The sequence below is a fragment of the Streptomyces sp. NPDC006872 genome (assembly GCF_040635845.1).
Lineage (GTDB): Bacteria > Actinomycetota > Actinomycetes > Streptomycetales > Streptomycetaceae > Streptomyces.
Map to the genome: position 1 here is coordinate 18,131 of NZ_JBEYIL010000022.1, position 11,768 is coordinate 29,898.

The 11,768-nt window shown below is 74.4% G+C and carries 9 protein-coding genes; 4 read left to right on the forward strand and 5 right to left on the reverse strand.

Annotation, left to right across the window (positions count from 1 at the left end; translation table 11 throughout):
* The first annotated feature begins 32 nt into the window (after positions 1-32).
* Entirely contained in the window at positions 33-839 is an 807-nt protein-coding gene (locus tag ABZ725_RS43660) for an N-formylglutamate amidohydrolase (RefSeq protein WP_358807916.1), read from the forward strand.
* Positions 840-849: 10 nt separating this feature from the next.
* Here ABZ725_RS43660 and ABZ725_RS43665 read toward each other — a convergent pair whose 3' ends face one another.
* Genes ABZ725_RS43665 through ABZ725_RS43675 form a run of 3 tightly spaced genes read right to left on the reverse strand, consistent with a single transcriptional unit; the run spans position 850 to position 3,429 of the window.
* On the reverse strand, positions 850-1,356 hold the full coding sequence (locus ABZ725_RS43665) for a hypothetical protein (protein WP_351918947.1): 507 nt from the start codon (positions 1,354-1,356) through the stop codon (positions 850-852).
* 5 nt (positions 1,357-1,361) lie between these two features.
* Positions 1,362-2,000: a sigma-70 family RNA polymerase sigma factor gene (locus tag ABZ725_RS43670; protein WP_351918948.1), complete on the reverse strand. Its 639-nt coding sequence runs from the start codon at positions 1,998-2,000 to the stop codon at positions 1,362-1,364.
* Between the two features lie 7 nt (positions 2,001-2,007).
* Entirely contained in the window at positions 2,008-3,429 is a 1,422-nt protein-coding gene (locus tag ABZ725_RS43675) for a S8/S53 family peptidase (protein ID WP_358807917.1), read from the reverse strand.
* A 237-nt stretch (positions 3,430-3,666) separates the two neighbouring features.
* Between ABZ725_RS43675 and ABZ725_RS43680 the strand changes: the two genes are divergently transcribed.
* On the forward strand, positions 3,667-6,246 hold the full coding sequence (locus tag ABZ725_RS43680; RefSeq protein ID WP_358808052.1) for a CHAT domain-containing protein: 2,580 nt from the start codon (positions 3,667-3,669) through the stop codon (positions 6,244-6,246).
* A gap of 13 nt (positions 6,247-6,259) precedes the next feature.
* Here the strand turns inward: ABZ725_RS43680 and ABZ725_RS43685 are convergent, their stop codons facing one another.
* Positions 6,260-8,188, reverse strand: coding sequence for a LuxR C-terminal-related transcriptional regulator (locus ABZ725_RS43685; RefSeq protein ID WP_358807918.1), 1,929 nt, complete (start codon positions 8,186-8,188; stop codon positions 6,260-6,262).
* A 78-nt stretch (positions 8,189-8,266) separates the two neighbouring features.
* On the opposite strand from ABZ725_RS43685, the gene ABZ725_RS43690 reads away from it, so the two are divergent.
* Positions 8,267-9,352 carry a M12 family metallopeptidase gene (locus ABZ725_RS43690; protein WP_358808053.1) on the forward strand — a complete coding sequence of 362 codons (1,086 nt, stop codon included), beginning with the start codon at positions 8,267-8,269 and terminating at the stop codon, positions 9,350-9,352.
* A 199-nt stretch (positions 9,353-9,551) separates the two neighbouring features.
* Here the strand turns inward: ABZ725_RS43690 and ABZ725_RS43695 are convergent, their stop codons facing one another.
* Entirely contained in the window at positions 9,552-10,466 is a 915-nt protein-coding gene (locus ABZ725_RS43695) for a rhodanese-like domain-containing protein (protein ID WP_358807919.1), read from the reverse strand.
* Between the two features lie 389 nt (positions 10,467-10,855).
* Between ABZ725_RS43695 and ABZ725_RS43700 the strand changes: the two genes are divergently transcribed.
* On the forward strand, positions 10,856-11,758 hold the full coding sequence (locus ABZ725_RS43700) for an ABC transporter substrate-binding protein (protein WP_358808054.1): 903 nt from the start codon (positions 10,856-10,858) through the stop codon (positions 11,756-11,758).
* Positions 11,759-11,768 lie beyond the last annotated feature (10 nt).

Genomic DNA, 11,768 nt, shown 5'->3' on the forward strand with positions numbered 1-11,768 from the left:
CCCCTCCGACCGACAACGCCGGGAGCAGCCCGATGACCCCTGCCGCACCGCCCTTCGCGTTCCTGCCCGGCGCCGCCGCCTCGCCGGTGATCCTCCATGTGCCGCACTCTTCGCGGGCGATACCGGCCGAGGTGCGCGCGGGCATCGTCCTGGACGACGGCGCGCTGGAGCGGGAGTTGGACCACATCACCGACTCGCACACCGCGGAGATCGCCGAGGCGGCGGCCGGGCGGGCAGGCGTGACGCCCTGGCGGTTCGTCAACCGGCTGTCGCGGCTGGTCGTCGACCCGGAGCGGTTCCCCGACGAGCGGGAGGAGATGCGGGCCGTCGGCATGGGCGCCGTGTACACGCGGACCACGCACCGGGAGCCGCTGCGGCCGCAGGACACCGCTGCGGACACCGCTGCCGAGTCGCTTCTCGCCCGCTACTTCCGGCCGTACGCGCAGGCCGTGACCGACGCCGTCGCCGAGCGTCTCGCGGCCGTCGGCCGGGCCGTCGTGATCGACGTGCACTCCTACCCGTCCGAGCCGCTGCCCTACGAACTCCACGGCGCGGGCCCGCGGCCGCCGGTCTGTCTGGGCACCGACGCCTTCCACACCCCGCCCGAGCTGCTCGCCGCCGCGCGGAAGGCGTTCGCGGAGATCGGGGAGACCGGGCTCGACAGCCCGTTCACGGGGACGTACGTACCGCTGGAGTACTACGGGAAGGAGCCGCGGGTGAGCGCGCTGATGGTGGAGATCCGGCGGGACACGTACATGAGCGAGCCGGGCGGGCCGGCCGGGCCGGGGCTGACCCGACTCGCCTCGGCCCTGGCGGCCCTGGTGGACGCCGTCTCCTGAGCGGCCGGCGTCAGGCGCGCAGCCACTCCGTCACGACCACCTCCCCGCCGGTGCGCAGCCGCAGCGCGAACGGGCCGGTGGGCGGTGCGTCGCAGGCGAAGCGGCCCATGTCGTCGGCGGTGAGCGCGGCGCCCGCGCGGGGGCCGTGCAGGACCTCGATCGAGGCCGGCTGGGGCGGCAGCAGCTGCCCCAGCAGCCCCTCCTCGGTGACCTCGACGTCGACCGTGAGAGCGCCGGTGTGGAAGGTCAGCATCCGTGGCACGTCCACCGCTCCGCGCACCGGGATGGCGTCGACCAGCGAGTCGAAGGTCAGCTCGGCGATCCGCGCGTCCAGGTCGTGCAGCGCGTAGGCCTCGATGGCGATCCGCCGGAGCTCCGCGGGGACCGGGTCCAGGATGGCGGTGGCCTCGCGCAGCTCCTCCTCCATCCGGTCGTGGTCGAACTCCTCGTCGACGAAAGGGACGTCGCCGAAGAAGTCGTCCGGCTCGCCGTCGCTCATGTCATGGATGTCGTTCATGTCGCTCACAGTGCTCCCCGTGCGTCGAGTCGGGCGCGCAGGCGGCGCAGGCATCGCTGGCGCATCGGTCCGATGCTGCCGACGGCGATGCCCAGGGCGGCCGACACCTCCTGATAACTGGGCGGCGGCGAGGCGATCAGCACCCGCAGCAGTTGTCGGCAGCGGTCGCCGAGGGCCTCGAACTCCTGCCAGAGGAAGCGGACCCGCTCGCTCTGCGCGGCCGCCTCCTCCGAGTCCAGCACCGACTGCTCCGGGGTGCGGTCCTCGCTGGCCCGGTCGAGCAGCAGGGGATCGTCCGTAGGGGTCAGTCGCCGCAAGCCCTTGATCACTTTCAGGCACTCGTTGCGTGCGGTGCTCGCGAGCCAGGAACCCGCCTTGTGCGGCTCCCGGATCCGCCCCAGATGCTGGGCGAAGCGGAACCAGACGGTCTGGTACACCTCGTGCCCGTCGGCCTCCGAGAGCCGGTGTGCCCGCACGACCGACCACACCAGTGGGCTCAGCCCGTCCACCAGCGCTTTCCAGGCCGCCGTGTCACCGTCGACGGCGGACTGGACGAGCGCGCCGACATCACTACGGTCCACGGCCCCACCCCTCGTGTACGGCCTGTCATCGTACGCCGTGGCGGGGCCGGTCTCGGACCTCATGCGGCCCTCACTGCGGACCTGCCGGGGCCGGGCGCCAGGTGGGCGGCAGCAGGGCCGGCACATGCGCCCCGCGCACCTCGGCGAACTCGGTGTTCCCGGCGAGCAGTTGGGCGGCGGCGGCCCGCGGGTCGGTCATCCGGTTCGCGGTCATGTGGGCGGCGACGAGCCCGGCCACCAGGGGAGTCGCGAAGGACGTCCCGCTCCAGGACGCCAGTCCCTCGAACATCACCTGGTCCGGCTTGCCCGGGCTGAACTGCTGCGCCTCGCTCAACACGCCGGTGTGGCGCGGGGATCGGCAGGTGCAGGAGTAGGCGAAGCCGTAGCGGCAGGCCTCGTAGGTGGAGTGCTGGTAGACGTAGGGGACGGGTGTGTCGAAGCCGGTGAGGGCGCTGGTGAGGCGCTCGCCGGGGGCGTAGACCCGCACCCATGCGCCGTGGTTGCTGAAGCAGGCGCCGAACTCGCCGTCGGTGCGCAGCGCGCCCACGGAGAGCACCGCGTCGGCGTGGTCGGGGAGGGAGGCGTAGGCGGCGGGCCAGAAGGGCGCGGCGCTGGCGTTGTTGCCGGCGGCCGCCACCAACAGGGTGTGCCGGGTGCGGAGTTCCTCCATGAAGGCGGCGACGCCGAGCAGGCCGTCGACGCGTCCGTTGGAGGTGCCGGCGGAGAGGCTGATGATGTCGGGCCAGCCGTCCGCGACGGCGTCGAAGAGCTTCTCGCCGAACTCGGACTCCAGGATCGCGCCGGCGTCGTTGAGGGTGCCCCGCACGGTGACGTCGGTGTTCGGCGCGACGGCCGCGACGAGTCCGGCGATGAACGTGCCGTGGCCGACGTACTGCTGGAGGATCCCCTCGTCGTCGGTCTCCCTGAGCTGGGCGTCGCCCTCGGTGTGGGCGAGCGGCGGGTAGGAGCGGTAGTCGTGCGTCAGGCCGGTGTCGATGACGAGTACGCCGACCGCGCCCGCCGGGTCGTGGGCCGCGTCGGCCGCGGACGGGTTGGGCGGCTCGGTGCGCGGGGCGGGCACCGGCTCGTCGCCGGGGCAGGCGTTGACCGCGATCGACACCACGTGGTTGCGGCTGATCAGTCGGCGGCCGGCGCGCCCTTCCGTCTCCCGCAGCGCGCGCAGGGCCCCCGCGACGGCGTGGTCGGCGGCGCGGCCGCCCGCACCCGGGTCCCCCACCCGGATGCGGGTGATGCCGGAGCGGTTGGTCCCCGGGCCCGCCCGGCGCACCTGCTCCGGGACCAGGCCGTCGGTCGCGGTGAAGTGCGAGCGGACGGCGTCCTCGACGACCTGGGCCTCCTCGCCGTCGCGTGCGAGGACGACGCCCTTCTCGTAGATGAACTCGGCGGAGTCGTCCGGCCCCATCGCCAACTGGACGTCGGGCAGCGAGCGTTGGATCTGGTCGAACTGCTCGTGGAATCGTTGTGGTGCCATGGCATGTCCTCCCCTACAGCCGGCGGTCGTCAGCAAGACCCGCGAGGCGGCCGTCTGATACAGGTGGTGCGGCCGCGCCCGCGCGCCCCCCGAGTACGCCCCGGCTCACCGAATCCGTTGACACGACGTCCAATTGTTACTGGTGGATACGGTGCCGAACCGGTGTGATGGGCGGAGCGGAGCACTACCATCCGTGGAGTGACAGCGGGAAACGACACGGTTCTCGAACTGCTGCCGATGGTGTTCGCCGCCCCCAACGACGCGTTGTCGCGGGCGGAAGGAGTGCTCGACACCGATCCGACGCCGTTGCACGCCTCGGTCGCCCACCAGGTGATCGGCATCTGGCAGCGGGAGTGGGGCGACATGCGTCTCGCCCTGGACCATCTGCGCCGCGCCCGGGACCTCGCGGCGCGCGCGGACTCGGCCGAGCGGGAGGCGGACGTCCTCGGCACGCTCGGTGTGGCACTGGTGCACGCGGGCCGCACCCGACAGGGGCTGGCCGCCTTCGAACGGGGCGTCGAACGCGGAAGCGGCCACACCCGCGCGCGGGTGCTCTACCGGCGGGCCTTCTCCCTCTGGGTGCTCGGCCATCACCGCGAGGCGCTGGAGGACGTCCGGCGGGCGATTCCCGTGCTGCGTCAGGCGGACGACGTCATCTGGACGGCGCGCGCCCTCACCCTGCGCGCCACCGTGCACCTGGCCCTCGGGGCGGTGGACCGGGCGGAGGCGGACTTCACCGCGGCCGAGGCGCTGTGGGACACCACCGGCCAGGAGCACGACAAGGCGGACGCCGTGGAGAGCCGCGGGCTGGCCGCGTTCCACTCGGGGGACGTCCCCGCCGCGCTGCGGCTGCTGGACGACGCGCAGGAGCGGTACGCCAAACTCGGCACCCCGACGTTCATGCTCACCATCCGGCGCTGCGAGGTCCTGATGGCGGCCGGTCTCGCGCCGGAGGCGCTGGCCGAGGCGGACGCCGCGACCGGGGTGCTGGACGGCATCGGGGGACAGTCCACCCGCAAGGCGGAGCTGCTCCTCACGGCCGCGCGAGCGGCACGGCTGGCGGGCGACCCGGGGACGGCGCTCGCGCGCGCGGCGGTGGCCGAGCGGCTGTTCGCGGGACAGCGGCGCACCTGGTGGGAGACACACGCGCGGCTGGTGCTGATCGAGGCGCGGGTGGCCACCGGACGCGGCTCGGGCCGGCTGGTCGCGGACGCCGCCAAGCTCGCCGAGCGGCTGGCCGCCTTCCAGGCGCCGGCCGCGCCGGAGGCCTGGCTGCTGGCCGGCCGGATCGCGCTGGGCCTGAACTGGAGCACGGACGCGGAGCGCTATCTGCAGATCGCGGCGCGCAGCCGGCGCAGCGGTCCCCCGCTGGCACGGATGACGGGCTGGGCGGCACAGGCGCTGTGGGCGCGGGCGACCGGCTCGGACCGGGGCGTGCTGGAGGCCTGCCGGCGCGGGCTCGACGTCCTCGACGCCCACCGGACGACGCTGGGCGCCTCGGAGCTGCGGGCCCGGGCCACCGCGCAGGGCGCCGAACTCGCCGCACTGGCCCAGGAGGTCAGCCTGGAGCGGGGCGGGCCACGGCAGTTGCTGGCATGGAGCGAGCGCTGGCGGGCCACCGCGCTGTCCACACCGCCGACCCGGCCGCCGGCCGACCCGGCGCTGCTGAGCGGGCTGACCGCGTTCCGGGTGATCGCCGCCCGCGCGGAGGCGGCCCGGATGGACGGCAGGCCCGTGCCGACGCTGGAGCGCGAACAGCGGCGTCTGGAACGGGAGATCCGCTCCCGGACCCTGCACATCCGCGGGGTCACGCCCTGGGGCGGCGAGCGGTTCGGCGGGGACCGGTTCGACGCGCGGCGGCTGCTGGAGCGGCTCGGCGCGGGGCGGCTGGTCGAACTGGCGGTGTTGGACGGGCGGGTTCAGGTGCTGCTGTGCGGGGGCGGGCGGGTGCGCCGGTTCGCGGGCGGGCTGCTGGCCGAGGCGGAGCGGGAGGCCGAGCACGTCCAGGCCGGGCTGCGGCGGCTGGCCCATCCGGGTGCGGAAGGCCGACTGCCGGTGGTGGAGGCGGCGGGAGCGCGGCTGGAGGAGCTGCTCCTGGGCGAGGCATCGAAGCACCTGGGCCCGGGCCCGCTCGTGGTGGTGCCGCCGGCCCGGCTGCACCGGGTGCCGTGGGCGCTGCTGCCCTCGCTGCGCGAGCGGGTGGTCAGTGTGTCGCCGTCGGCGAGTGGCTGGCTGCGCGCGCGGGAGACCGAGCCGCACCCGGACGGCCGGCAGGTCCTGGTACGGGGACCCGGGCTGGCGACCGGCGGCGCGGAGGTGCCGGAGGTGGCCGGGCGGTACGGCGCACCCGTGGTGCTGGAGCAGGAGGAGGCCCATGTGTCGCGCGTGCTGCGGGAGTTGGACGGGGCCGCGCTGGCGCACATCGCCGCGCACGGCACGTTCCGCGCCGACAGCCCGATGTTCTCGTCGCTGCGCATGGCGGACGGCCCGCTGATCGTCCACGACTTCGAACGACTCGCCCGCAGCCCGTACCGGATCATCCTCTCCAGCTGTGACACCGCCCGCCTCGCCTCGGTCGGCGCGGACGAACTCCTCGGCCTGGTGACGGCGTTGCTCCCGCTGGGCACGGCGGGCGTGGTCGCGAGCAGCGCGCCCGTCAACGACGCGGCGGTCGTCCCGCTGATGCTGGCCCTGCACAAGGGCCTCAGCGCCGGCCTGTCCCTGGCGGAGGCCTTGCGGGACGCACGGGCTGCGCTGCCGGGAGACGCGGTGCACCAGGCGACGGGCTGGGCGTTCACGGCGTTCGGCGCGGCCTGAACCGGCCGCCCCGTCAGGCCAGTTGCGCGTCCTGCGCGTCCGGGAGTTCCACCAGCCAGGGGAGCGCCCCGCGGTCGCCTGCGCCGAGGCGGGTGTAGGCGCTGTGGAGGTGGTTGCCCACGGTGCGAACGGACAGGGTGAGGCGTTCGGCGATCTGGCGGTTGCTGAGTCCGGCCGCGGCGAGGGTGACGATCTGCCGCTGGCGGGCGGTGAGTTCGCCCAGCACCAGACCCGCCAGGGCCGGGGTGCGCGCGCCCTGGCAGCGTCGGGCCAGGGCGACGGCACGCGCACGGGCGGTGCGGGCCGCGCCCGCGTCCCGGTGGGCGCGTCCGGCCTGCGCGTACGCCTCGGCGGCGAAGAGCAGGAACCCGCGCTGCTCCAACTCGGCGGCCGCCAGGTCCAGGGCAGGGCCGTCGGCACGGGCGAGCGCGCGGGCGTGGCGGGCGAGGACGCCGTCGGCCGGGAGGAGCCGGGCGGCCCGGTCGGGAGCGCCGAGGCGTACGGCGTCGTAGAGGGTGTAGCAGTCGCGGGGGTCGGTGCCGATATCCGTGCCGGGGTCGGTGTCGGTGTCGGTGTTCTCGAGTGTCTTCAGGGCTTCGTCCAGGTCTCCGCGGGCGGCGGGCGGCCAGGCGGCGGTGCCGGGATGTTCCGCGAGGGGCTCGACCAGCGGGCCCGTGTCCCCCGACTGCGCGGCGGCCAGGGCGAGTTCGGTGCGGCAGACCGGGTCGTGCGGGGCGGCGGCCAGGCCCTCTCCCGCCCAGGCCGCCGCCTCGCGCAGTTCTCCCCGCAGCCGTGAGAACCGTGCGCGGACGGCGGCGTACCACGGCGGTACCGGTTCCCCCTCCGCGAGGATCCACTCCCCCACGGGCGTGGGCGTCTCACGGACGTCGGCCCGCTCGATGCGGCGGATCAGCTCGGCCGCCTCGGCGTCGAGGAGGTCCGCGGTGGGCCGTCGGCTGCCGGTGAGCCGCCGCGCGCGCAGCCGGCCGGCCGCGGCGCGCAGCACCGGCCCGTGCAGGGGGTGGGCGAGACGGACGGTCGTGTCGTCGTCGTCCACGTTCGCATCCACGTCGATGCCGATGCCGATGCCGAGAAGGCCCTCCGCCTCCAGGCGTTCGAGGATCGTCAGGTCCAGGGTGTCCGCCGGCAGTGGCAGGGGTTCGGCGAAGGCGAGGCGGTCGAGGGTCTCGCGTTCGTCGGGGCAGGTGCGGGCGAGGACGGCGACGGCGCGTTCGCGCAGCGCCGGGGTCACCGGTACCCGGCCGCGCCAGGTCCGTTCGTCGGTCTCGGGGACCCGGGTGAGCAACTCCTGCTCGCGCAGTGCGTCCAGCAGGTCCCGCAGGAGGCGCAGGTCGCCCCGGCACAGACGGTGCAGCCGGTTGGCGGTGAGCGGTTCCACGGGGCCCCCGGCGGCGGCCGTGAGGAGCTGGGCGGTGTCCTCGCGGGGCAGGGCCTCCAGGGCGAGGCGGGGCAGCAGCTCGCCGGTCCACAGGCGGGAGACCGCGTCGGGCACGGGGGCGCCGTCCGTGACGAGGACCAGCAGTCGGGTGCGGCGCTGGACGGCCAGCTGATGGAGCAGCGCGGCCGAGGCGTCGTCCAGCAGGTGGGCGTCGTCGACCAGCAACAGCCGTGTACCGGAGAGGAGTTGGACTGCGCGGTGGAGGGTGACGCCCTCCGGGAGCAGGTGGGCGAAGGCGGCGAAGGGCAGTCCGCGGGTCTCGGGCGTGCCGGCGACCCTGACGCAGTCGGCGCCGCGCACCGCCTCCGTGGCCAGCCGGGTGCGGCCGCAGCCCGCCGGTCCGGTGACCGCGATGCCGGGCCGGCCCGCCGTCAAGGAGCGGCGGACGAGGTCCAGTTCCTCGTCCCGGCCGGTGAACGGCCACGGCAGTCGCAGGGTCCCGGCTCGGGGCTCAAAGGTCGTCACCTCTATGGGAGCAGCCATACTCACCCCTGATACAGGGCGAATTGAGTAGCCCCCGACTCACGCTCCCGGGCGGTGCCGCAGGGCAACCTGGAGTCCATGACCGCCCGTTACTGCTCGCTCGCCCAGCAGTCGGCCCCCGCGTTCGCCCCGGGGCTGGCCGTCGAGCGGCTCGGCGCGCTGATGAGCGGGCGGCGGATGTGGGTCAACGGCACGGTGCTGCACTACTGCTTCTTCGACGGCGAGGCCGACGGGTCGGTCATACCGCTGCCCGGTTCCGCGGGGACCCGGTGGGTGTCCTGGGTCGGCGGCGAGGACCAGCGCGAGATCGTGCGCGACTGCTTCCGCGAGTGGCGGGAGCTGGGCATCGGGGTGTCCTTCGCCGAGGTCGCCGACCGCTCGGAGGCCGAGTTGCGCATCGGCTTCCAGACGGGTGACGGCTCCTGGTCTGCGGTGGGCCGGGACGCGCTGTCGGCCGGACGGGGCGAGCGCACCATGAACTTCGGGTGGGACCTGACCGCGCCCGGGGAGCGCACCACGGCCCTGCACGAGATCGGGCACGCGCTCGGCATGCAGCACGAGCACCAGAGCCCGTTCGCGGGCCTGCACTGGGACGACGAGGCCGTGTACACAGATCTGGCGGGCCCGCCCAACCACTGGAGCCGGGACCGCACGTACTTCAACATCCTGCGCAAGCTGGACCCGGCCGAGGTCAACGGGTCGGTGTGGGATCCGCAGTCCGTGATGGAGTACCCCTTCTCGGCGGGGCTGATCCTGGAGCCGGAGCAGTTCCGCGGGGGTGTGCATCCGCCCGGCTCGCTGTCGCCGCTGGACAAGGAGTTCGTCCTCGGCTGGTACCCGCCGCTCGACGCGTCCCGGCCGCCCGCGCTGGCGCCGTTCCGGTCGGTGCCGTTGTCGCTGGGGTCGGGCGAGCAGGCCGACTTCACCGTGGAGCCGCGCGAGACCCGCGACTACACGTTCGGCGTCTTCGGGGAGAGCGACGCGGTGGTCGTGGTCTTCGAGGAGCGGGACGGCGAGCCCCGCTTCCTCGCGGGCCACGACGACGGAGGCGCGCCGCGCAACGCCACGATCAGGGCCCGGCTCGTCCGGGGCCGCCGCTACTTCGTCCGCGTACGCCTGTACTCCGGCTGGGGTTCGGGCGAGACGGCGGTCATGTGCTGGTGAGAGAGCACACGACCGCCTACTGAACCACTGTGCGGCGCCGGGGAAACGGCCGGGGTGACGTCACCTTCGGGGGAGGGAGACGTCACCCCGGCCACACCGGACGACGCCGGGCAGAACAGCGCCCCAGGGGCGCGGGGAACTGCGCGACCAGCCGCGACGCACCCGCACCCGCACCCGCCGAAGCACAGATCCCCCACCCTCAGCCGCCCGACTCCAACGGCCGTCCCGGATCCGTCGACCACTCCTCCAGCGACCCGTCGTACACCGAGACGTCCTCGCGGCCCAGCAGAGTCAGCGCCAGAGCCGCGCCCGCGGCCGATATCCCTCCACCGCAGTACAGGACCACCGGGGTGTCGCCGTCACCGAGCACACTCCCGACCCGAGCGGCGAGGTCGCCCTCCGGCAGCACCCGCCCCTCGGCGTCCAGCAACGCCCGCCCGGGAAGGCTGCGGCTCCCGGGAATGTGCCCCCGGCGGCTGTACCGGGTCGGGACGGTCCCGTCGTAGCCCCCGGAGGGCAACGCGCAGACCAGCGCCCCGGGCCGCTCCCCCCGGCTGATCGCGGCCACTTCGTGGACGTCCGTCCATAGTTCGGGACGCGGCACCGGCGTCAGCGGTGGGACGGGCCGGACCGGTTCGCCCTCCTCCCCGGAGACGACCGGCCGCCCCGCCGCCTCCCAGGCCGCCAGTCCCCCGTCGAGCACCGCCGCCGGCACGGAGATCGCACGCAGCATCCACCACATCCGGGCCGCCCAGATCCCGCCCCCGGTGTCGTACGCGACCACCGCGCAGCCCTCCCCCACGCCCACCCGGGCGAGGGCGGCGGCCAGTTCGGCCGGGGCCGGCACGGCGAAGTGGTACGGGGCGTCCGGGTCGGAGAAGTCGCCGGTCAGATCCGCGTGCCGGGAGCCGGGGAGGTGCCGCCCGGCCCAGGTGTCACGGCCGCTCGCCGAGCGGTGGTCGCCGTCGTGCCGGGGCGAGGGCAACAGCGCGGTGGCGTCCAGCACCACCAGGCGCGGGTCGCCGAGACGGTCGGCGAGCCAGGTGTCGTCGACCAGGGGTCCGGGGAGCAGGGGTCCGCGGAACGGGGGTCCGGGGAGCAGGCGGGTGGTCATGGCGGCCGATCGTACGCCCGTGAACTGGGCGTCTTGCCCAGCGGCAGCGGCGTCTCACATTCCGGATCATGCTTGCGCGGTGCCCGTCGGCTGCCGTTATGGTTTCGGCCATCTACGCGGGAGCCCCTCCCCGACCGGGCTGAGAGGGCGTCTGGGATCCGCTCGCCGAGCGGTCCCCATGGGGACGCCGACCGCACCAACCGCGCCGTGCCGGCGCCCCGCGTAGGAGTTCATGTGTCCGCAGCAGTCGAGCCGAAGCCTCCGGTGGTCGCCACCCCGGTGCGCCGCTCCTGTTGTTGTCACTGACCCACCTCCACCCCCTTCTTCTCGCCGTTCACCGCGCTCCCGCGCGCCGCCTTCGGAGTTCCCCCATGCCACATATCCGGGTCATGCTCGACTATTTCCACCCTTGGCCGAATTCAGCCGGTCTGTATGTGTCCCGTGCTCGCGGCCGGTTCGCCGAGGCGGGGCTCGACGTGGAGCTGGTCGTACAGGACCCGGGGCGCGGCGACACGCTGGAGTACCTGGCGCGGGGCGAGGTGGACTTCGGGATCTTCCCGCCGAACCGGTTGCTCGCCCGTCGCGCGGCGCACGGCCAGCCGCTGATCGCCGTGGCGGCCGTGAACCACCGGGGTCTGGAGGCGGTCCAGACGACGACCTCGACCGGCATCACCCGGCCCCGCGACCTCGCGGGCCGCCGTATCGCCCTCAATCCGACCCCGCGCGGCCGTGCGATGGTCCGTCATCTGGTCGCGACCGACGGCGGCGACCCGGACGCGGTGATCACCGTCGACGCGGGCGCCCGCGAGCTGACCGTGGACGACATCGAGGCGGGCGAGGCCGACGCCACCTTCGGCAACTACTGGTCGTGGGACGCCCTGCGCGGCGACCTGCCCGAGGAGCGGCGCCTGACCTGGCCGGTGGACGAGATCGGCGCCCCCCGCTACCACAGCTACCTGCTGGGCACGAGCGAGCGCCTGCTTGCCGAACAGCCGTCCCTGGTGCGGGACTTCCTGGCCGTCACAGCCCATGGCTACGCGGCCGCCGCACAGGACCAGGAGCACGCCCTGAAGCTGCTGGAGCGGGTGATCCCGTACTTCCCGCGTCCGCTCATCGCCCGCTCGCTCGCCCTGATCGCGCCCACCTGGACGGACCCGGACGGCCGTTGGGGCGTCATCGACGCGTCCAGGATGGGCCCGTACGCGCACTGGCTCGCGGACAACGGGGCCATCGCGCACGACCGGGACTGGGACCGCTCCTTCACCAACGGCCTGCTGGACGTGGCCGCGTGACCTTCCTGAC

Coding starts and splice junctions, on each gene's coding strand:
- ABZ725_RS43700 (WP_358808054.1), top strand. CDS start 10,856: ATGCTCGACTATTTCCACCCTTGGCCGAATTCAGCCGGTCTGTATGTG.
- ABZ725_RS43675 (WP_358807917.1), bottom strand. CDS start 3,429: ATGGCACCACAACGATTCCACGAGCAGTTCGACCAGATCCAACGCTCG.
- ABZ725_RS43665 (WP_351918947.1), bottom strand. CDS start 1,356: ATGAACGACATCCATGACATGAGCGACGGCGAGCCGGACGACTTCTTC.
- ABZ725_RS43680 (WP_358808052.1), top strand. CDS start 3,667: ATGGTGTTCGCCGCCCCCAACGACGCGTTGTCGCGGGCGGAAGGAGTG.
- ABZ725_RS43660 (WP_358807916.1), top strand. CDS start 33: ATGACCCCTGCCGCACCGCCCTTCGCGTTCCTGCCCGGCGCCGCCGCC.
- ABZ725_RS43670 (WP_351918948.1), bottom strand. CDS start 2,000: ATGAGGTCCGAGACCGGCCCCGCCACGGCGTACGATGACAGGCCGTAC.
- ABZ725_RS43695 (WP_358807919.1), bottom strand. CDS start 10,466: ATGACCACCCGCCTGCTCCCCGGACCCCCGTTCCGCGGACCCCTGCTC.
- ABZ725_RS43690 (WP_358808053.1), top strand. CDS start 8,267: ATGACCGCCCGTTACTGCTCGCTCGCCCAGCAGTCGGCCCCCGCGTTC.
- ABZ725_RS43685 (WP_358807918.1), bottom strand. CDS start 8,188: ATGGCTGCTCCCATAGAGGTGACGACCTTTGAGCCCCGAGCCGGGACC.